Annotated in this window: 13 protein-coding genes; 11 read left to right on the plus strand and 2 right to left on the minus strand. The window is 49.2% G+C overall.

Annotated features, from left to right (window positions below; all coding sequences use genetic code 11):
- Positions 1–404: 404 nt before the first annotated feature.
- Positions 405–2,213 carry a beta-N-acetylglucosaminidase domain-containing protein gene (locus M1B78_RS01205; protein WP_430732559.1) on the minus strand — a complete coding sequence of 603 codons (1,809 nt, stop codon included), beginning with the start codon at positions 2,211–2,213 and terminating at the stop codon, positions 405–407.
- 149 nt (positions 2,214–2,362) lie between these two features.
- The gene (locus M1B78_RS01210; protein WP_257939671.1) at positions 2,363–3,472 is read right to left on the minus strand and encodes a glycoside hydrolase family 43 protein; all 1,110 of its coding nucleotides are present in this window, start codon (positions 3,470–3,472) and stop codon (positions 2,363–2,365) included.
- 204 nt (positions 3,473–3,676) lie between these two features.
- Between M1B78_RS01210 and M1B78_RS01215 the strand changes: the two genes are divergently transcribed.
- The 11 genes from M1B78_RS01215 to M1B78_RS01265 all read left to right on the plus strand — a co-directional run bounded on the left by M1B78_RS01215 (position 3,677) and on the right by M1B78_RS01265 (position 22,384).
- Positions 3,677–5,494, plus strand: coding sequence for a glycoside hydrolase family 2 protein (locus M1B78_RS01215; protein ID WP_257939709.1), 1,818 nt, complete (start codon positions 3,677–3,679; stop codon positions 5,492–5,494).
- A gap of 20 nt (positions 5,495–5,514) precedes the next feature.
- Complete coding sequence (locus M1B78_RS01220; RefSeq protein ID WP_257939672.1) at positions 5,515–9,498, plus strand: hybrid sensor histidine kinase/response regulator transcription factor; 3,984 nt, start codon at positions 5,515–5,517, stop codon at positions 9,496–9,498.
- Positions 9,499–9,534: 36 nt separating this feature from the next.
- Positions 9,535–11,301, plus strand: coding sequence for a DUF6057 family protein (locus tag M1B78_RS01225; RefSeq protein WP_257939673.1), 1,767 nt, complete (start codon positions 9,535–9,537; stop codon positions 11,299–11,301).
- An 8-nt stretch (positions 11,302–11,309) separates the two neighbouring features.
- Entirely contained in the window at positions 11,310–12,773 is a 1,464-nt protein-coding gene (locus M1B78_RS01230; RefSeq protein ID WP_257939674.1) for a TolB family protein, read from the plus strand.
- A 164-nt stretch (positions 12,774–12,937) separates the two neighbouring features.
- Positions 12,938–14,206 carry a DUF3575 domain-containing protein gene (locus M1B78_RS01235; RefSeq protein WP_257939675.1) on the plus strand — a complete coding sequence of 423 codons (1,269 nt, stop codon included), beginning with the start codon at positions 12,938–12,940 and terminating at the stop codon, positions 14,204–14,206.
- Positions 14,203–15,141, plus strand: coding sequence for a DUF5119 domain-containing protein (locus M1B78_RS01240; protein ID WP_257939676.1), 939 nt, complete (start codon positions 14,203–14,205; stop codon positions 15,139–15,141). Before M1B78_RS01235 ends, M1B78_RS01240 begins: the two co-directional genes overlap by 4 nt.
- Positions 15,142–15,173: 32 nt before the next feature.
- Positions 15,174–16,439: a fimbrillin family protein gene (locus tag M1B78_RS01245; RefSeq protein WP_257939677.1), complete on the plus strand. Its 1,266-nt coding sequence runs from the start codon at positions 15,174–15,176 to the stop codon at positions 16,437–16,439.
- Positions 16,440–16,466: 27 nt separating this feature from the next.
- Positions 16,467–19,775 (plus strand): fimbrillin family protein, encoded by a 3,309-nt coding sequence (locus tag M1B78_RS01250; protein ID WP_257939678.1) that lies wholly within the window; start codon positions 16,467–16,469, stop codon positions 19,773–19,775.
- A gap of 154 nt (positions 19,776–19,929) precedes the next feature.
- Positions 19,930–20,352, plus strand: coding sequence for a bactofilin family protein (locus M1B78_RS01255; protein WP_016272305.1), 423 nt, complete (start codon positions 19,930–19,932; stop codon positions 20,350–20,352).
- A 66-nt stretch (positions 20,353–20,418) separates the two neighbouring features.
- The gene (locus M1B78_RS01260; RefSeq protein ID WP_257939679.1) at positions 20,419–21,570 is read left to right on the plus strand and encodes a hypothetical protein; all 1,152 of its coding nucleotides are present in this window, start codon (positions 20,419–20,421) and stop codon (positions 21,568–21,570) included.
- A gap of 37 nt (positions 21,571–21,607) precedes the next feature.
- Positions 21,608–22,384, plus strand: a complete 777-nt coding sequence (locus tag M1B78_RS01265) for a M15 family metallopeptidase (protein ID WP_257939680.1) — start codon at positions 21,608–21,610, stop codon at positions 22,382–22,384.
- The last annotated feature ends 79 nt before the right edge of the window (positions 22,385–22,463 follow it).

Genomic DNA, 22,463 nt, shown 5'->3' on the forward strand with positions numbered 1-22,463 from the left:
GCAACCATACTTGCAGTAACGCTGCAACAGTTTTGCAGTGGCGCTGCAACTAACTTTCAGTAGCGCTGCAACCAATTTGCAATGATGCTGCAAATCGGTTACAGTGAAGTTCGCCGCCGGCAATTGACAACTCCCGAAACATAAACGCGAGAGCGAACACAGAATTAAACCGGTTTCACCGGAAAAGCCTATGAATAGAGGGATTGAAGGAAAAGGTGAAGGAAGTGAAGAATAAAAAAAACGCTTTTATTCCATTTGGTTTACTCAAGTTTCACAAGCTCACTTCCGTAGCAGACTACGAATACCTTGTCAACATAAGAAGTCGGGCTTGCGAAACTTAAAGGCAGGCTATCGTTTGCATTTTACTAAAAAAGCAATCCGAAAACGGGATTAAAAGACACCCCCTATTTACCGGTACGTCGAACCACCTCCTGATACAACCGGTCGAAAGCAGGTTTCAGATGGCAGCTTCCGGTCTTTACACCCGGCTGGAATCCGTTCTGGTTGTAAGTGGCGTCTATTTTCTTCATCAATACCTGGAGGGCCTTGGCATGAGAAGCGGCTTTCTCCAGTTCCGTCTTTTTGCCGTCACACTGTGCCGCCAACATGCACAGCACTTCTCTTCCATATTCACCCAGCAACTTAAACTGCATCAGCCAAGGGGTTATTTCCTTGATTAATGCCGGATTTTCATCGGAAGCCAGCAGCAGGTCGGCAGAAGCAATCATACGTTCGCATTCCTCGGTTACAGCCGATGCAGCGGCGACCTCCCGCTTTCCTTCGCGGCAATAAGCATCCAGCAACCGTTCCAAAGCAGGACGAATCTGTTCTGACTCTTCACGACGGAAATCATGTTCGTTCCCGCCAAGGTCGGAATTGTGTGAGGCAAAGACCTGAAGAGCTGCGGCATGGCCGGGCATCAGGTACCGGACAGCTCTTCTCCACGATGCATCACTCTTGTAGGCATCCATGTTCCAAGCATAATCGGCTATACTGAAAAGGGCGATTTTTGAAGCCTCGGCACGTTCCATAGGGTTGGATATAAAAGCACTTATATCGTCATCGATATCTGTCCCATTGCCATAGACAGCCCCCAGCAAAAGGCGGTCGCGCACATAGTCGGACACGGGGAAATTCCACCAAATGAATGCTTTGCGCTTCAACAGCGGATTGACAAACTGCATCGTAGGCTTATCAATACAAGCCACCACTTTATCGCCCGTCCACAAGATGCCTATGTCCGGATGAAGCTTGCCGCCCAGCGTCGCGAGATAACCTCCCTCGAGCTTAGTCCACAGACGGTTGTACTCCGTAGGACACATCAGCAACGGAGCAACATCCCCTTTCACTTTGACGAAGTTATGATAAATATCATTCAACAGCTCCACCTGCTTCTCCGCCGATGTCCCTTCGCCGGAAATATCATCAAAGAAAACGGCAAAGGCCCTTATCCCCAAACGATACATGCTTTCGAACTTTTCCATCAACAAATCACGGTCTTCCGTATTCCAGCGAATGTCCTTTCCCGGATGGATAGCCAAATAGAAAAGCACTTCGTTCCGCCGCGCACATTCCACCAGTTCTTTCAGCTGTTCGGCTTCCTGAGCAGGATAGGGCTTGCGCCAGTTGGGCGAACTGTGGTAAGGGTCGTCCTTAGGACCGTAAATATAGATATTCATCTTGTTGCGGCCATAGAAATCAAGCTGCGACAAGCGTGCTTCCCGGCTCCAGGGAACGCCATAGAAACCTTCCACCACACCACGGTAGGGTACGTCGGGATAATCCGTCACCTCCACCAACGGCAGTTTGGGCAATGCAATCAGTTGGACCAGCGTCTGCACACCGTAAAAAACCCCTCTACGGTCGGCACCGGCAACAACAATACCTTCCTTGCCTATCTTCAGATAATAACCCTCTGCCTGTTTAGGGATACGTGCAGCATACTTCCTCACAGACTTATCCCCCTTCATACCGATACAAACGGAAAAATCGGCAGTCACCGCAGCATCCGGAAAAAGACCGGCCAACAACTGCTCCGCCGCACTTCCCCGCAAAGTGGCTCCTACCTGCAAACTATATCTTGCAGGGATAAAAACAGAATCCTCACTTCCCACATATTTCTGCGGAGTGGGCTGGAGGTGAAAACCCTGCGCATCGGCTTCTGCCCATGAACAGAGAAACAAGATGCACAAAAGCAATACCATGTTTTTCATCAATACCATATTTTTTTAAGATTCATACTCACAGCAGAAGCACACGCAACTGCCGGATGCAAAATAAGGGCATTTTCCATGGAAAAAAGAAGAAATTCCGACCGAAAAAGGAGAATTTCCGCATCCATAAGGCAACTTCCGTGCCGATTTCAATCATCATTCGCATGTGGCGTCCCCGACGGTTTGCGTAACAGCGTATCCTGCCTCTGCGGACATCCCAGTATCGGAATACCGTCTTTGTCCCACTCCACCTTCTGCATACAGACTTCATACTTCTCTAAAGAAATGAACATATCTTCCAAGTCCTTACGCACCTTATACAGATAGTAATACTCCGTCTCGTCCGGCGAGGGTATGAAACAGACGATGCTGGGAGCATAGAGTTTATCGGCGGTGTTCGAGCTGAATACCGGAACCGGACATTTCTTCCACGACGTGGAATCAAGCAAGTCGGCAGAAGCATCGGCCATCAGCATGCCTTCACAATAATAAGGCGTCCAACGGCCACTGGCAGCATAATAAAGCAGAATCTTATCCTGACGAAGCGACCTGAACACCTGAGGACACTCGTTCACGTAAATCGGATAAGCCGTGCGGTTGCCGTCAATGCCCACCCACTGGCATTCCCACTCATATTCGGGCTTCGATATCAACACACGCTCCGAAGACAAAGTCCAGGGATTCTCCATTTCGGCAATATAGATACATTGGGTTTCTTCATAAATCCTGCGGGAAGGCCAGCCGCACCACACCAGATACAAACGGCCGTCCTGCTGGAATACCGTAGAGAACATGGCCACATGATTCTCCTTATCGGTGTCAATGCGCCCTTTCAACCTGAACGTGCCCTTCAACGGATCGGGCGAATCATTCTCCAGCACATAGATGCAACGATTATCCAGGTTATTGTCATTCCCGGTGAAATAAACATACCATTTGGAATCAATGTAATGCAATTCGGCATCATCTATGTTTCCGACAGAAGGATCGGCAGAGGTCCACACATTCCTGAATTCTTTCTCCTTGAGCAAAGTGACGTCTTCCGCCACACGCAGGTATATGCCCGACATCCATCCCTGAATGCAATAATACATACCCTGATGAAACAAGACATGACGCCCCAGGAAACCGGTGGAAACAGGATTGACATAGAACAGCAAGGAGTCTGTTCCGTCCACGTTTTCAGGATACTTTCCCGAATGGCAGGAACTGAAACACCAGACAAGCAAACAAAGAAAAGCATACTTGATTCTCATCATACAACAACTAATTTAAGATAGATAAATCTCTCAAAGCCGTCGCAAAGTAATGGATTTTATTCTTAAGAAAAAGTGCCTGAAACAAAATTCGTCTTTTTTGGTCGGTTTTTATCCTTTTATAAAGACTAATTGGAGCACCTTTGCCCAAATTCCGCACGACAGACGGAAACAACTATAATTTATAAACAACAGATTGTTATGAGAATGAAAAAATTGGCGTTAGCATGTGCCTTGGCATTGGGCCTGCAAACCCCTTCCCTCGCCCAATGGAAACCGGCAGGCGACAGAATAAAGACGGAATGGGGAGAGAAACTGGACCCTGCCAACGTTCTGCCGGAATATCCGCGCCCGATGATGGAACGAAAAGAATGGAAAAACCTGAACGGACTGTGGGACTATGCCATCCGCCCGTGCGGAGAAGCTGAACCGGAAACCTACGACGGCGAGATATTGGTGCCCTTCGCCGTAGAATCATCGCTATCAGGAGTAGGCGTGCACTTGGAAGACAGTCAGGAATTGTGGTATACACGGCAATTTGAAGTACCTGCCGGATGGAAAGGGAGAAGAGTACTGCTGCACTTCGGCGCCGTAGACTGGAGAGCCCATGTGTGGGTGAACAATATCAACGTAGGCAAGCACGAAGGCGGTTATGCCCCTTTCTGCTTCGACATCACCGATGCACTGCAAAAAGGAAGCAACAAACTGACCGTACGTGTATGGGACCCCACCAACAATGGTCCGCAACCTGTAGGAAAGCAAGCCAACCGCCCGCAAGGCATCTGGTATACGGCTGTCTCAGGCATCTGGCAGACAGTGTGGCTCGAACCGGTGAATGAAAATCATATAGCCTCCATGAAAATCACTCCCGACATCGACCTCAACCGACTGCATATCGAAGCCCAGACCGACGAGAGCGAATGGAAAAAAGGATGCCGCATAGAAGCGGAAGTATATGACAACGGCAAACTTGTAGCCTCGGGAGCAGCCATCCGCGGGGAGGCGATAGACATCACCATGCCCGGAGAAGTAAAGCTGTGGTCGCCCGACACACCTTTCTTATATACACTCAAAGTACGCCTGAAACAAAACGGCACAGAAACGGATGCGGTGGACAGCTATGCAGCCATGAGAAAGTTCTCGTCCAAGCGTGACGAAAACGGTGTGGTGAGAATGCAACTGAACAATCACGACCTGTTCCAGTTCGGCCCGCTGGACCAGGGATGGTGGCCCGACGGCCTCTATACCGCCCCCACGGACGAGGCTCTGATTTACGACATACAGAAGACGAAAGACTTCGGCTTCAACATGATTCGCAAGCATGTGAAAGTGGAACCCGCACGCTGGTACGCACACTGTGACCGGATAGGCATCATCGTATGGCAAGACATGCCCAACGGCGACAAAATGCACGAATGGAACCAACGTGACTACTTCACCGGTGCCGACCTGACCCGCACCCCACAATCGGAAGCCATTTACTTCAAGGAATGGAAAGAGATTATGGATTACCTCTACTCCTCACCCTGCATCGGCGTATGGGTACCCTTCAATGAGGGATGGGGACAGTTCAAAACAGAAGAAACAGCCAACCTGACCAAACAATATGACGGCACCCGACTGGTGAACGCTGCCAGCGGTGGCAACCACTATACATGCGGCGACATGCTGGACATACACAGCTATCCGGGTCCCGAACCGTTTCTATATGATGCCCGACGGGCCAACGTGATAGGAGAATACGGTGGTATAGGCTATGTAGTGGAAGGGCACGTATGGGAGGCCGACCGCAACTGGGGATATATCCGGTTCAATACCTCAAAAGAAGTAACCGACGAATACGTGAAATATGCGCAAGAATTGAAGAAACTCGCCCTGAAAGGTTTCACCGGTGCGGTATATACACAGACCTCGGACGTAGAAATCGAAGTGAACGGCCTGATGACGTATGACCGTAAAGTAATTAAAGTAGACGAAAAGCGTATCAGGGAAATCAACCTGGAAATTTGCAATTCTCTCAAATAAATTCTATTTTCGCCATCACTATGAAAAGACTGTTTCTCATATTGTGCTTTCTTATCGGAATATCCGGTTATCCGGCCACTGCTGCCGAAATATTATCGGTAAGGAGGCTCAATGTGGAAAACGGTCTTTCATACAATACCGCCACTTGTTGCCTGCAAGACAGCTACGGCTTCATCTGGATCGGTACGGAAAACGGCCTGAACCGTTACGACGGCTGCAACAACCGGATATACCGCAGCAGCAACCACAAGCACTCCTTGGGCAACAGCCATATAAAAACACTTGCAGAACTAAACCAAAAGCTGTGGGTAGGAACCGAAAACGGCATCTATATCTACCGCCATGCTTCGGATGATTTCTCGCACTTCGACATCACCACACAATTCGGCGTCATCATCAGCAGCGAAATACGAAAAATAGTCAGGACACACAACGGCCTCATGTGGATAGCCACCATAGGCCAAGGGCTCTTTATCTACAATCCCCAAACAAACACAATGAAACAGGACTGTGTGTGGAACTCCTTCATCAACGACATCTGCGAAGACGAAGACGGCCGCGTCTACGTACTTTCACGCCAGAAAGGATTGATGATATATGACGAAGACGGAAACCGGAAACCCGCCGACGCCCCTTTGGCCGAAATTGCCGAAGGCACCGGAATAAACTTCCTGCAATGTATCGGCGGCAACCTTTGGTTCAACCAAGGCAACAAGTTGTGCTGCTACCAGAAACTGCTGGGAAAAACCGAAGTGTATGAAACAAACGGAAAACGGTTCGGAGCCATCTTCTGCCTCATCAAATATAGAGAGAAAAGCCTGCTGGTGGGAACCGACAAAGGTATTTTTGCCCTGCAACTGCCACAACGTACCTTCGAAGAAATCAATCTGCCCACCAGCTTCCTGAACATAAAGCAACCCCACATCAACGACCTTATGTGCGACAATGAGGGCAACTTCTGGATAATGACCAACTACAATGGAGTGGAAATCATCAACAACCAGCTGAAACGCTTCGAATTCCATACCATTCCCGCCACAAACACACAACCGGAAACCGGAGGAAAAGAAATAAGAGCCTTCTATGAAGACAATCAGAAGAAAATATGGCTGGGCACCGCCGAAGGCTTGTGGATATTCGACCCTGTCACCGGGAATCTCAAGAAATACCTGTTTGAGAATATGCCCCAGCACCAGCCCGACATCTGCTGCCTGCTGCCAAACAAGGAAGAACTGTGGATAGGTACTTACAAGGAGGGCATCTACAGACTGGACATGAACACCGGAAAATGGAAAAACTACCGCCACTCACAGCAAACACCGCATACAATACCCAGCAATGACGTATTAAGCCTATATCAAGGACATAACGGAACCATATACGTAGGCACGAATATCGGCCTGTGCCGATACCGCGCAGAAACAGACAATTTCCTGCCTATCATACAAGTGGGGGCAATGACGGCAGTAACGGACATTCTGGAAGATTCGCACCAGCATCTCTGGATAGCTACCTCGAACAGCGGGGTTTTCAGGATGACAAACCTCAATGCGGAAAGCACGGTGTGGAGCCATTATAAAAAAACATACCAGGATACCAACAGCATCATCAGCAATTCCATCACAAGTTTGTTTGAGGACAAAGATGCCCGGATGTGGTTCGGCACCAACGAGTCGGGCATATGCCGTTTTTCCGAAGCAACCGGACATTTCTCGGCCCTCCTTCCCGGCAGCCGGACATCACTGACCGGCAACATGGCATGTGCCGTCAGGCAAGACCGCCACGGAGACTTATGGATATCAAGCAATAACGGCATCTTCCAGATTCCATCGGATAACCGGAAAGACATCAGGCAGTTCACGATGAACGATGGCTTGCAAAGCAATCAGTTCCTGCCCAAGGCATCCCTGCTCTCTTCGGACAACAAACTCTATTTCGGAGGTATCAACGGATTCAATATCCTGAGCCCCGAAGACATAAAGAACAATCCATACATTCCTCCCGTGTACATCATGGAGATAGACTTCCCCCACATAAATGACAAGGAGCGAACGGACTTTGGCAATGCACTCTACATGCAGAAAGAAATACGGCTGCCGTACGAATACAACACTTTTTCCCTACGATTCGCAGCCCTCAGCTATGAAGACCCACTCAAAAACCAATACAGCTACCGTCTGAAGGGGGTCGACAAAAAATGGATTGCCAATACCTCCAACCACTCGGCATCCTATACCCACCTGCCACCCGGAGAATATGAATTTCAGGTGAAAGGAGCCAATAACGACGGCTTATGGAACGACCGGACCGCTTCGTTGCGCATCGTCATCACTCCCCCGTGGTGGCTGAGCATACCGGCCTACATAGCTTATGTACTGACTTTCTTTTTCATCGTCGGATATATCACCTATCGCTGGAGGTTGCACATCAAACGCAAGTACCACCAGATGATGGAAGACTTCCGCACTACACAAGATAGGGAAATTTACAAACAGAAGATAAGTTTCTTTATCAATCTGGTGCACGAAATACGCACCCCGCTCAGCCTGATATGCCTGCCGCTGGAGAAATTACGCGACGGAAAAACAGAAGAGCATGACAAGCACCTGGCCCTGATTGAGAAAAACGTCAGCTATCTGCTCGAAATCACCAGTCAGCTTCTTGATTTTCAAAAGATAGAGAACAAGAAAATGAAACTCAACCTGAAAAAACATGATGTAAACGCAATCATAAAAGATATCGCCGAACAATTCAAGGATGCGGCATCCATCAAAGGCCTTGAACTCTCCGTCAGTCTGCCCGCACCCGGAGCGGAAGCCATGATTGATAGTGACATCATCCGGAAAATCATAGTCAACCTGATGAGCAATGCACTGAAGTATGCCACGTCAATGATTGAGCTAAGCCTGAAGGAATCGACCGGCCGCATTGTAATTTGTGTCAACAACGACGGCCCCCAGATTCCCGAAGGACAAAAGGAAAAGATATTCCAAATCTTCTATCAGATACCGGACAGCCGGAAACAAATGCCGGGAACCGGCATCGGACTTGCTTTCTCCAAGTCGCTGGCAGAATCCCACCAAGGCACTCTATCCGTAGAGAACCTGCCGTCGGGCGGATGTTCGTTCATCCTCTCACTCCCCCTGAAGAAAGCTACGGAAACACTTCCGGAAACGGAAAGCCATCCGGAAAACGAAGGGCCTGAACCGGACCTGTCCCAGGCAGGGAACAAACGCCACACCGTGCTGATCGTGGAAGACAACATCGAATTGCAGCATGAAATAGGGGAAGCACTGGGACAATGGTATAAGGTGTATACCGCCAACAACGGAAAGGAAGCGCTGGAGAAACTTGAAACGAATGATGTCACAGATGTTATCGTCAGCGACGTCATGATGCCCGAAATGGACGGCATAGAAATGTGCCGCCACATCAAGAGCAACCTTGCTTACTCACACATCCCCATCATCCTGCTGACAGCCAAGACCAACCTGGAGTCAAAGACAGAAGGCATGGAGAACGGTGCGGAGGTATATATGGAAAAGCCGTTCAGCATCAGCCAACTACACAACCAGATAGAAAATCTACTGAAATTGCGTCTGGCTTTCCACGAGCTGATGCTACGTTCGGCAGGAACTACACACGAAACGCCTTTATCGGAATATATTCTGTCCGAATGCGACATCACCTTCATGAAAGAGGTGGATACCGCCCTTACAAAACACCTGGACGAAGAGAGTTTCTCCGTAGACAACCTGGCCGATGCCATGAACATGAGCCGTACGAATTTCTACCGGAAAGTAAAAATGCTGACCGGAATGGCTCCCAATGTCTATATCAAGAATTTCAGGCTCAATCAGGCAGCCGAACTGCTTACCCAGAACATGCGCATCAACGAAGTGATGTTGCGCGTAGGCTTCATGGCTCCATCCTACTTTGCCAAATGCTTCAAAGCCAAATTCGGCAAACTGCCTAAAGAATATCAGAACACCATCAACAAGTAAGCATGAGAAACGTACTTGCAAAAAACATATACTGATATGAAACCACTATCACAGAAGTTCTGGAAAACCGGCTTGTCCCTGCTTTGGGGCACGGCAATATGGCTGTTCTGGAAGATAGTCTATCCGGCCCACCTCCAATACCACGAGCAATACCAACTTTTTTTGTCCGACATGGAATATTGGAGAGAACGAATCGCCATCCCCGGCGGATGGGCCGACTATACAAGCGAATTTCTGGTACAGTTTTATTATCATACGTGGATGGGCGCCACTATTCTGGCACTCTTGTTCATAGGACTGCAACTCCTGACATGGAAATTAGCAAAAAGACAAGGAACTCCGGAAGTGTATTACCCGCTGAGTTTCCTACCGGCAATAGCCGTATGGCACTTCATGTGTGACGAAAACGCCATGTTGTCGTTTGTGACGGCCCTGCTGATGGCATTGGCTGCCAACTATTTCTATACCTTCCTGCACACCAAGTGGAAACGTGCGATGTACGTGCTGGTGTGTTTTCCGGTCCTTCTTTGGATGGCGGGAGCAACACATCTCATCTTTATGGGCTGGATTATCATCAGCGAACTGCACACCTGCTTCAAAAAAAGGAAATTCCTCCAAGGAATCGGAATCGTAGCAGGGATGTTCGCACTGAAAGCCACCTGCACGCTATTGATAAGCATGCAAGTGCAGAACCCCATCTACCAGCTAAGCGGATTTCTCGGCTACTACCGTTTCCCTGCGGTGATTCCCCGGATGGAAATGACAATCATCCTTCTGTTCACCGTGCTCCCCTACCTGCTGGCCCGGCTGCCCCGGACGCACAAGCATGTATCTGCATATATGACCTTACAGAGCATGACATTAGCAGCAATAAGCTATCCCTACATTCTTTCAGGCTGCAATTTCGATAAGGAAGAGGCGATGGCGTACAATCAATTGGCAAGAAACCGGCAGTGGAACCAAATCATAGAAAAAGCGGAAAACAAGTCCCCGGTTTCCCCGCTCAGCGTAACTTGCCTGAATCTGGCTCTGAGCAAGACCGGACAACTGGGCAACCGGATGTTCGAGTTCTACCAGAACGGAACGGAAGGCCTGATAGCCAAGTTCCAGCGAAACTTCGTCACTCCGCTTCCTACGGGCGAAATATTATACCATCTGGGGATGATTAACGACGCACAGCGTTTTGCCTTCGAAGCCATGGAAGCCATTCCCAACTTCCGCAAAAGCGGGCGCTGCCTCAAACGGCTGGTCGAAACAAACCTGATTAACGGACAGTATGAAGTAGCGGCCAAATACTTGCGTATTTTAAGCAAAACACTGTTTTACAAAAGCTGGGCCGAAAATACGATGACCTATTTATACAATGAAGAGAAAATCGAAGCACACCCGGAATGGGGACGGTTGAGGCAAATGCGATATACGGAGAACTTCCTGTCCGGAAGCTACGAAACGGATATCCTACTGGCACGCTTGTATGAACAAAACCCGCAGAACCGGATGGCCTTTGAATATCTGCTGGCATATACACTGCAAAAACGCGACCTGAAAGGTTTCATGAATTACTATCCTTCAGACGCAAATACCGGGCATGAACCCATTCCGCGTAGCTACCAGGAAGCGCTGGCATATATATGGGGACAGGCTCACAAGGATTTCCGGGATATACCCTGGAAACTATCTCCGCAAGTAATGCAGGATTGCAAAGAGTTCATGCGGATTTACACATCACAACCGAATGGGCGGCAAATGCTGCAAGCACGGTATACCGGCACATTCTGGCATTATCTGTTATTTCAAAAATAGGATAAAGAATGAAGAAGCATTTGATTTGCATACTATCGGTATGGTTGCTGACAACCTGCAGCCATCCGGTAAACAATCCGGAGAAGACGGAAGAATGGCCGGAAATCTATCCCGACTACATAGGAGTGACAATACCCGCCACCATTGCTCCGATGAATTTCGACTACATCGGCGGAAAACACGACCGCATAGACGTAATCGTAACGGGAAGCAAATTCGGAGAAATACACGTAAATGCCCGGACAGCCTCCTTTCCGGAGGACGAATGGCACAAACTCCTGGAATCCAACAAGGGAGACAGTCTGTTGTTTACAGTATCTGTCAAGAACGAAAACAAATGGAAGCAGTACCGCCCTTTCTCCATGTATGTCAGTGACGCTCCCATAGACTATGGAGTGGTATACCGCAAAGTCATTCCGGGATATGAAGTATATAGCAAAATGGGTATTTACGAACGGAACCTTTCATCCTTTGAAGAACGCGTTTTGCTGGAAAATGCGATGGTACCGGGCATGTGCCTGAACTGCCATGCCTTCAACCGGACAAATCCCGGTCACCTAAGTCTGCATATACGCGGACAGCACGGTGCAACCCTCATGCAGATAGAAGGAAACCGCGAACTTCTGAATACCAAGACAGACTCCACACTCTCTGCTTGTGTCTATCCTTATTGGCATCCGGAAGGAAAATACATTGCCTATTCGGTAAACCGGACTACACAGTCCTTCCACACAGCCAAGGCAGAACGCATCGAAGTGATGGACATGGCCTCGGATGTATTGGTATACCAACCGGAAACGCACGAACTGCTGCTTTCTCCCCTATTGCAGAAAAAAGAAGCTTTTGAAACCTTCCCCGCATTCTCGGCAGATGGAAAGAAATTGTATTTCTGCTCGGCAGTGGGTAAACCGATGCCCGAGAAATACGATGAGATACGCTATAGCCTTTGCTGCATAGACTTCAATCCGGACAACGGCACGTTCGGCGAACGGATAGACACGCTGATAAATGCAGAAGACCTGAAAAAGAGCGTTTCCTTTCCACGTCCTTCATACGACGGGAAATATATCATGCTCACATTATCCGACTACGGAAACTTCTCCATCTGGCACAAAGAAGCAGACCTATGGCTGCTGAACCTGCAAGACGGTACCATGCACGCCATTGAAGAAGCAAACAGCAACAATACGGAAAGCTACCACAGCTGGAGCAGCAACTCACGCTGGTTCGTATTCAGCAGCCGACGCGACGACGGGCTATATACCCGCCTCTATCTAGCATACATAAGACCGGACGACCACGTATGCAAACCTTTCATGCTGCCTCAGGAGAAACCGCTGGAATATTACGACCGACTGATTTACTCTTACAATGTGCCGGAGTTTACAAACAGACCGATACAACTGGAACATCGTAAGATAGAAAATGAGATTGTATCAAGCAAGCGTGTAAAGGTAAAAATCCACAAATAGTAAAGCACCATTTTCCATCAGTATTATGCTGATGTGGAAAACTTTAGCTCATACCACGTTAAAAAATAATAATTCTATTGCGCATCAAATGTCTTTATATACTTTTGCAAAAAAATTATAAAGAATCACTCCATACTAAACAATAGAAAGAGTCTTTATATTCTATGAAACGGGTCATTGTTGTATCTCATTTAATACTATTTTTCTGTATCAGTACCTGTTTGTCTGCGCAGGACACGAGTATACACCGGGACACATTATATGCAAATATCAAGTTCCGGCAGGGATATTCGCAGGTAGACTCTGCTTTCAGTGACAATCAAATGCACTTGGAACGTCTGATTGCATTACTGGACAGCACAGCACTCCACTCATCTTCAGTCCTCAAGTCCATAACCATAAAAGGGAGTGCCTCGCCGGAAGGATATACCCCCATGAACCGCAAGCTGTCGGAAAAACGCGCCCGCAACATGCAGGCATACATCGTCAACCACACATCCCTGAAAGACCTCAATGTAAAAACCGCCCCTTCGGACGTAGATTGGGAATTGCTGAGTGAGATGATTGCCGGTACCGACCAGCCGTGGCGTGACGAAGCCATGAGGATTATCGCCAATACTCCTATCTGGGTTTTCAAAGACAAGAAAATTGTGGACGGAAGAAAAAAACAGCTCTGCATGCTGCAAGGAGGACGTGCGTGGGAATACATGTCGAAGAACTTTTTCCCCACCCTGCGCAACGCCCGGTTCCGGATTATGTGCGAATGGGAAACAGAAGAAAGATTCGCCGATACCGGCAAGGATTCGGCAGCCACGTTACCTGTGCCCATAGCCGACACCGTCTTCACCGAATCCGTCGTCCCCCCGGCAAAAATAAAAATAGAGAAAGACCGGAAGTTTGTCATGCTATTGAAAACAAATATGCTGTATGACGCTATGGCTATACCTAATATAGGAATAGAGATACCCATCACTTCCAAGTGGTCGGCAAGCGCCAACTGGATGTATGCCTGGTGGAGCAACGACGCGCGCCACCGCTTTTGGCGGACATATGGCGGTGATGTGGAACTGCGGCGTTGGTTCTCGCCCCGACGCGAGAGCCGTTCACTGATGTGCGGCCACCACATAGGCGTATACGGGCAGATACTGACCTACGATATCGAGTGGGGCGGACGCGGATACCTGGGAGACCGCTGGAGCTGGGCTGCCGGGCTCTCCTATGGATATTCGCTGCCAGTAGGAAGACACTTCAACATCGACTTTACACTGGGAATAGGGTATCTGGAAGGAGACTACAAGAAATACCATCCGGAAGACGGATGTTACTTCTGGGAATCGACCCACCGACGGAAATGGTTCGGACCCACCAAGGCCGAAGTTTCACTAATCTGGTTCATAGGCGGACGTTACCAACGGAAAGGAGGTGAACAATGATGCGTTCTGTAAGATACTTGTGGGCAATGCTCGCAACATTGGCGTTTCTCACTCAGTCGTGCGACCACAAAGACCTTTGCTACCGCAACGAGCACCATACCGAACTCGAAATCAAGTTCGACTGGAGCAACGCTCCCGACGCACAACCCCGCACCATGGTGGTGCAGCTGTTCCGCATGGACGGAAGCCACTACCAGCGCCGCGAGTTCACCTCGCGCGAAGGCGGCAAAATCAGCATCGAGAGCGGCGAATACAAGATACTCTTCCACAACGGGGAGATGGAATCCGTGACCGAACGCGGAAACACTTTCGACGACTATCTGCTTGCCACCGTGCCGCAGCCGCTTCTCGCCCCCATGGGACGCGGAGACCTCAGCACGCCTCCCCTGCCCGAAGGAGCCGAAAATCAACCCGTGCGGGGCGTGCCTGCCAGCGTATGGGGCGGCAAGTGCAGCTACCTGCAAGTGCAGGAAAACGTGTCCGGACAATCGCTTATCCTGACCCCCGAAGCGGCTACTGTGGAATATACGGTAGAGGTGCGGAACGTGGAGAACCTGAGCGACCTGATTGACTTCAGCGCCGCACTGAGCGGCATGTCCGAGGGATGGAGCCCGGCAAACGGACAGCCGACCGGAGAACCGGTAGTTATGCCCCTCGAAATGCAACGGCATACTGATGAGAAGATGCTCTCGGCGCGCTTTGCCACCTTCGGCCACTGCCCCCACGGACAAGAAGGAAAGCACATGCTGACCATCTATACCTCCAATCAAAAATACTTCCACCACGATGTCACCGGGCAGCTGCACGAAGCCGCCGACCCCACCCACATCCATATCGTGATAGACGGGTTGAAGATTCCTTCGGGAGGTGGAGGCATGAGCCCCGACATTTCGGGATGGGACAACATAGTGGAAACAGACATTGATATGAATTGAAAAAATAACAATAAACTTAAGGGAAACAGATTATGAACGGAAATGTAAAATTACTGGGAATGGTTGCTACCGCCTCCATTATGCTTGCCTCTTGTTCAAACGACGAGTTGAAGGAAGTTTACAAGGGCGAAAAGATTTCATTTACCACGCAGGTAAAGACGCGTGCCACAGAGACAACTATCACGAACCTTAACGGCTTTTATGTCTATGCAGATGCTGACAACTATGAAGATATGTTCATAAACGGACGACCGGCTAAAAAAGAAGCAGGCAAAGACAATACCTTTACAATCAAAGACGAGAATGGAGGCGATTATTTATGGCCGACCGGAGTAAAAGAGGTACGTTTCTGGGCATACGGTCCCGACAATCTGGACACAGCAAAGGCATTCAAGCCTACCATAACCACACATACACAGCAATTTGAAACTCTTTTGGAATCTTCCATGGAAAATGGAGGTACGAACCAACAAGACTTTATTGTAGCTTATCAGAACGTAAAACAGGAAAACGTAACGGGAGGCGCCGTTAAGTTGGACTTTTATCATGCGTTATCGCAAATTTGTATCAATGCCAAGTGTCCGGACCACAACAATAGAAACGTGAACATCAAAGGAGCATGGCTGGTAAACATAAATCAGAAAGGCATTCTTTCATTCTCAGAGAGTGCAACAGATACATACCACATGCAATGGACACCCAGTCTACCAAGCACTTATGGCGTCAAATTCGAGAATCTGCCATTGCTTACCAGCGCAAATACCACCCTAATAGGACAAGCAGAAGGAACTACCGGAGATAAATCCAGCAGTCTGATGCTTATTCCGCAAAAACAAGATAAATGGACGACTGACAAACCTAAGGGAGCATACATTTTGTTTCTTTGCCGTATTGAGGCCATTCACAAAGGCACAGCCCATCCCGATAAAGATAGCAACGGAGCGATACACGTAGAAGGAGATTACCATTATCACCAGCTATTCCCTACTCCTCAATCCGATAAATGGAATCGCAACGAATACGGGTATACCTGTGTAGGTATTGATATCGACTGGAAGCCCAACCATAAATATGTATATAACGTTATATTCTGCGGACAAGGCAGCGGCGCGGGTGTTTATCCTCCTATTGAATTGCCTGATTTGCCCAAAATAGAGGGTATAGAGATTGTACCCAACAAAGATGAAGATAAAGTAGGAGAAACAGTACTTGATAGCCCGCTATCTTTCGACGTAAAAGTAGAGGCTTGGGAGCAAGGAAACACCGGAAACGATGATGGTAATACAAACATGGACTAATCGACTAACATCAAAAGAAACGTGATTATGCGACATTTTCGTATATTTCGACCATCCTTCGGGCTGATGCTCCGTATGCTTGCAGGTGTTGCGGTCTGTGCCGTGTCGTCCTCTTGCACGGACGACACTTTCGACAAGCACGGACATCAGGGTGCTTCGGGCATGCTTGCGTTCGATGTGGCGGCACCGGGCAGCTGGGCTGATGGTTCGGCGGCCACGCGCGTTGCCGACAAAGACATAAGCATCCGGAAGCTGACACAGTCCGAAGGGGGGAAACCCTTATATTTAGTTACTGAAATTGCGGAAGCTGCTGTGGATACAGCGGCTTCCAATGCTATAACCCGCGGCACCACGACAACCGGAGAAACATTTAAGAACCATAGCTTCGGACTCTCGGCGACATGCTACACCGGAGATTGGCCCGGAGAAGAGGAGACAAACAAGTGGACCACCAACTTTGCCCACAACATAAAGGTGAGTTATACCGAAAGCGATAGCAAATGGAAATCCGAAAAATCCCTGTACTGGGTAGGTTCGGAGAATATCAAATTCTTTGCCTACTCCCCCTACTCTGCTGCCGCACCTGCATCTTCCGAAGAAGGCGCGGCTGATGCCGACGATGCCACTCCCTCCGTCATCCACTCGGCAGCGGATGCCACCGGTATTCCCACGCTGACCTATACAGTCCCCAAGGACGTGACCAAGCAGATTGACCTGATGTATGCCACCGCAGACTGTGGCGGAAACGGCACGGGAGACGTCCGGAATGGAGCAGTGCAATTGAACTTCAAGCACGCACTGACTGCCGTCACCATAAAAACCGGCGAAAAGATGCTTGCCGGAAAAGTGACCAAAATAAAGATTTCCGGAGTGCATGGTAGCGGCAGTTACCCGATAGGAGCAACTAGCTGGACCATTACAGACGAAACCGCCGGACGCACGTTCAGTATAGACAATGAAACTGCATTGGACGGGAATAAAGACAAGAATGAAATCATGACCAAACCCGGCACCATACTGAACGGTGACGATAAGGGATACACGTTCATGATGATTCCCCAAGAACTCACGGATGATGCAAAATTAACAATCTCGTTCACAGACAAGCTTACAAATACGGAACGTACTCTTACAGCCAAACTAAAGGAGTTTACGAAAAACGGGATATGGGAGATAGGAAAGCAGTATACCTACTCTATCAACTCCACCGGAATCGTTATTACACCGGTGATTGAATTGAAAGTCAACCGGGATAATACACTGTATCCTAATGGCGGTTATAAGGGAACTTGGAGCGCAGGTAATCCGCATCCTAATCCTCCATCTCTATACATAGAAATGACAGATGAAGAAAAACAAGCATATCTTCCGGTCAGCGGTGTTCTGAATGATGTAAGTATTGCCGCATACATGAAGGTGGCACAAGCTAATGCAGAATCAGCAGCCGCGAAAGAGCAAAGAAGGAAACTTGATTTCACGATTGAGTGGTCTATTGATGGCGGCACAACGTGGAATTCATCGAAAGAGAGCCCTGAACTGGGCTGGAAACCGGCCACCGGTTCCCAAAGCAGGGCGGACGATACCGACCCGACGCAGCCCGTAAGCGGAAGCATAATCCTGCCTGCCCAATCCCAATTTACATACATGCGGAATTTCTTGTACGGGAAAGGAACCACTATAGAAGGCCAAACACCGGGCAAGACTATTACCGATGCAGGAAATGGCTCGAAAGACGCCCCATACGATTTGGTTGACCGCAATGAGGTACAAGAAAGTGCCAACTGCTATATTGTGAATGATTATGGCTATTATAAGTTTCCGGCTTACTATGGCAATACTTATAATAAAGGAAACGATACTTCGTCTTACAAGTATGAAGGTGACATAAATGCTATTTCGGACAAAACTCGTAAGTTTGTACTAGGCGAGTTCGTGAAACATGATAATACCCCCATTACAAGTGGTGAAATTTCAGGAATAAAAGATGCAATACTACTATGGCAAGACAGTCCGGACCTTGTAACAGAGGTGAAATACGATAATGGCTGGGTATCTTTCCGTGTGCCCGAAGAAAGCATCAACCAAGGCAATGCCGTGATTGCCGTACGCGGTTCTGAGGGTATTTTATGGAACTGGCATATATGGGTTACCCATCGCAAATGGGACGAATCATCTTGTCATACAATGTCGGATGATAACCTGAATCAATATGACAAGCCATTTATCATAACCCCTTGCAACCTTGGTTATTGCGAACCACATATCGGAGACGCTGAAAGAGATATACTTATACGTTTTGTAGCCAATAGCGAACAAGTAGGTGATAATGAAATTGCACTAACCGTCAGCGGAGCATCGCAACCCGGGAAAGATGAAAAGAAGGGCATCATTACATTTACCCAACCCGAGATTGCAGCATCCGCAGCAGGCGACAACACCTATTACCAATGGGGACGTAAGGACCCGATGCTCCCGGGCATTCACAATGATGACACTTACAATACTGACAAAGAATTAGACATGGTAAACAAAATGTTCTATTCTACTCCGAAGTATCGTTTCACTTCATCAGAAAGCGCCAGAAGTATCGGAGAAAGCATACAATATCCAAATGAGTTTTTTATGCACAAGCGGCCACCAACTGATAATGGTGAGGGTGAAAATGGTACCCCAGATGATCCGAGAAATAACTATATGCGACGTCACTGGCATGATGGAAGAAAAGCTAATTATGACAAAAAAACCATCATGAACTATTGGAATACACAGTTGACAGCAAGTGGGAACGCTAACTTTGCCTATGGCAAGGACATCCAGGATTACAAGCAATCCCCTAATGACCTATATGTCATCAAAACAATATACGACCCTTCACCGGCAGGATTTAAAATTCCGCCTATTAAGGCTTTTGCTGATTTTTTTGATCAGGTAAAGTTGAAACAAGTGCCTGCTCCAACTGAGAAAAATCCCAATGCAAAAAAAACCGTAAGTGCAGGCCCACCAAATACAGTGGAAACCACGGAATTCAAAGGATGGAGAGTTACTGTTGAAAGCCAGCCCTTTTATTTTCCCGCTACCGGAGTACGTGATATGGGAGTAAAGAACCGAAAGGTAGATTATGGCACATTTCCAGGCTTCTCTTCAATAACATATATAGCAACATCCGGATTTCAGGGTACCGTTACATCGGATGAAAATGCCAACTCCAGTTGCTTGATACTTGCTATTGATAAAAGACCAGGGGATTTTACAAACTGCACCTATCCCATTCATGGCACCAACAACGCATACGGCTTTACCGTCCGCCCCATCCGCGACGGTCAGACAGCAGATTAAAGCCGCCACCTAAAGCCCCCCTCCGGAAGGGGGGCTTCCTCCATCCATTCTGTCTTCCAAAAAATCTCCATCCCCCTCTTTTACCATTTGTTTTTTTTGCCTACTTTTGCAGAAAATACAAGGAAAACAACAAACTTCAAACATCATCCATACTATGTTTAGCAAGAAGAAGAACAACAACGAAGAGTATCTCAGCCCCACAGCCCAACCCTTGAAACTGACCACCATAGCCGTAGGCACCATCCTGAAAGGAACGGTGGACGTGGAAGGAAGCCTGCGCATAGACGGAACCATCGAAGGAGACATCACATGCCACAAAACGGTGGTGGTGGGCCCCCAAGGAAAGGTGACGGGAAAGGTGACTTCCGCCTCGGCCATACTGGAAGGCACGCTGAAAGGAGACATACATATATCGGACAAACTCATCCTGAAATCGGGATGCCTGATGGAGGGAGACATCTATACCTGCAAACTGGAAGTGGAACCCACCGCCTGCTTCAACGGCAACTGCAACACCATCAAAGAGACCAAGCAACCTGCCGCCCCCACACCCGAACCTCCTGCAAAGAAGAAATAAACCGGTTTACCGGATAATACCCTCTGCCGGTATGCCCTTACCGGTAGAGGCCACCACAGAACCAGAATGAAGAAAATACTCAATCTCGCAGGAAGCTTCATAGTCGGAGCGTGTATCGGCGCGGGAGGAATGATAGGCGTAAGAACGCTGGTCATAGGAGACTCGCTCGACAGTGTATGCAGCAGGTTTTCCGAATTCGGCGCCCTGCAGATGGCAGGAGTCTTTCTGGCCGCCATACTGCTTCTGCTGCTCTCCATCTTCCTGCAAGTGATTCTGCACGAAGGCGGGCATCTTGTCTGCGGACTGGCCACCGGCTACCGCTTCGTCTCCTTCCGCATCTTCAGCCTTACCTTCATCCGCAAAGACGGGAAATTGTGCATCAGGCGCTTCAGCATTGCCGGAACGGGAGGGCAATGCCTGCTTGCCCCGCCCGAAAAGCCTCTGGCATACATCCCCACCGCCTTGTACAACCTGGGCGGAGTGCTTGCCAATCTGTCGGCCGCCATCCTTGCCTTCCTTCCGCTACTCGCCGCAGACGGACTGCCCTATCTGCTGAAATTCTTTCTCCTGACGTTCTCCCTGACGGGCCTCTTCCTTGCACTGATGAACGGAATCCCCATGAAGATAGGCGGCATCGGCAACGATGCCGACAACATGCGCCTGCTTCTCAAGGACAGCAAAAGCAAGCAGGCACTGGTCACCCAGCTACGCGTCAATGCACTGGTGCAGGAGGGCATGCGCCCCAAAGACATGCCTGCCGAATGGTTCGGCCAAGCGGAAGGCATCGACTACAAGAATGCCCTGCAAGCCACCATAGCCTTGATGCACGCCTCGCGCCTGCTCGACCTCGAAGAATGGGAAGCCGCCCACCACGCGTTCGGCAGAGTGATGGACCACCGGCACGAAGTCATCGGGCTTCTGATAAAGGAAACCGCTTGCGAACTGCTCTTCACCGCCCTGGTGACAAACAAGACCGCGCAGGCAGAAGAATTATATACCGACGAACTGAATGCCTACATCCGGCAATACAAGGATGTGACGTCTTCCAAGCAGCGCTTGCTCTGCGCCCTGGCACTCTGCCGGGACAAGGACGCGGCAAAGGCAAAGGAAATTTACGACACCACCTGCCGACGGAAAGACAAATACCTGATGCAGGGAGAAGTCCGTTCGGACATAGCGCTGATGAAATCAATCCTTACCGCCGCGAATGTCTTGTAGCGGAAATGCCCCTTGTAACAGGAATATGTCTTGCAAAATGAAACAACTCCTCTTCTGCCTGCTACTGCTGCCGTCGGCCTGCGCGCTGCAAGGCTGCGGCGGGAAGCAACCACCGCAAAGGCAAATACAACGCGCGGACACAATGGAAAGGGATGCCGCATGTTCCGACTCCATAGAAGAAGCCCCCGCCCCTCCTGCCCCGGTCAAAAGCCGTACAGCCCGCTATCTGGACTCCCTCGGTTTCGTCAACATTGCCGAAGCGGACAGCAGCATTGCCATCGACCTGATGTACACCCGTGCCGACAACTTCACCGGAACCATACTGTACGAAGACCTGAAAGAAGCCTACCTGCACCCCGATGCCATGAAGAGTCTGAAGCAGGCACAACACCTGCTGCGGGAGCGGCATCCCGGCTACAGCCTCGTCGTCTACGACGCGGCGCGCCCCTTGTCCGTACAGCGGAAGATGTGGGACACAGTGAAAGGCACCTCCAAATACATCTACGTCTCCAACCCCTCGCGCGGCGGCGGCCTGCACAACTACGGACTGGCAGTGGACATCAGCATACTCGACGACAAAGGCCTCCCCCTGCCCATGGGCACCCCCGTAGACCATCTGGGCAAAGAAGCCCACATCACGGAAGAAGCCGCACTCGTGGCACAAGGCAAGCTGACGGAACAAGAACGCGCCAACCGCCTGCTGCTGCGGCAGGTAATGGAAGAAGCCGGATTCCGCCCGCTACCCAGCGAATGGTGGCACTTCAACCGCGTCGGCAGGCAGACGGCGAAGGAGAAATACCGGGTAATCCCTTAAAACCCAAGCACACTGCTTCATTTAAGGAAGTTAAAAGGAATCAAAACTTAGAATCATATTTTTTCAGTAAGTTTGCATA

Source organism: Bacteroides muris (ex Fokt et al. 2023) (assembly GCF_024704895.1).
GTDB classification, from domain to species: Bacteria; Bacteroidota; Bacteroidia; order Bacteroidales; family Bacteroidaceae; genus Bacteroides; species Bacteroides muris.

Excerpts from the sequence above, each read along its gene's own strand:
- M1B78_RS01210 (WP_257939671.1), bottom strand. The coding sequence starts at position 3,472 with ATGATGAGAATCAAGTATGCTTTTCTTTGTTTGCTTGTCTGGTGTTTC.
- M1B78_RS01260 (WP_257939679.1), top strand. The coding sequence starts at position 20,419 with ATGAAGAAAATACTCAATCTCGCAGGAAGCTTCATAGTCGGAGCGTGT.
- M1B78_RS01255 (WP_016272305.1), top strand. The coding sequence starts at position 19,930 with ATGTTTAGCAAGAAGAAGAACAACAACGAAGAGTATCTCAGCCCCACA.
- M1B78_RS01230 (WP_257939674.1), top strand. The coding sequence starts at position 11,310 with ATGAAGAAGCATTTGATTTGCATACTATCGGTATGGTTGCTGACAACC.
- M1B78_RS01240 (WP_257939676.1), top strand. The coding sequence starts at position 14,203 with ATGATGCGTTCTGTAAGATACTTGTGGGCAATGCTCGCAACATTGGCG.
- M1B78_RS01250 (WP_257939678.1), top strand. The coding sequence starts at position 16,467 with ATGCGACATTTTCGTATATTTCGACCATCCTTCGGGCTGATGCTCCGT.
- M1B78_RS01265 (WP_257939680.1), top strand. The coding sequence starts at position 21,608 with ATGAAACAACTCCTCTTCTGCCTGCTACTGCTGCCGTCGGCCTGCGCG.
- M1B78_RS01235 (WP_257939675.1), top strand. The coding sequence starts at position 12,938 with ATGAAACGGGTCATTGTTGTATCTCATTTAATACTATTTTTCTGTATC.
- M1B78_RS01205 (WP_430732559.1), bottom strand. The coding sequence starts at position 2,213 with ATGAAAAACATGGTATTGCTTTTGTGCATCTTGTTTCTCTGTTCATGG.
- M1B78_RS01220 (WP_257939672.1), top strand. The coding sequence starts at position 5,515 with ATGAAAAGACTGTTTCTCATATTGTGCTTTCTTATCGGAATATCCGGT.
- M1B78_RS01215 (WP_257939709.1), top strand. The coding sequence starts at position 3,677 with ATGAAAAAATTGGCGTTAGCATGTGCCTTGGCATTGGGCCTGCAAACC.
- M1B78_RS01225 (WP_257939673.1), top strand. The coding sequence starts at position 9,535 with ATGAAACCACTATCACAGAAGTTCTGGAAAACCGGCTTGTCCCTGCTT.
- M1B78_RS01245 (WP_257939677.1), top strand. The coding sequence starts at position 15,174 with ATGAACGGAAATGTAAAATTACTGGGAATGGTTGCTACCGCCTCCATT.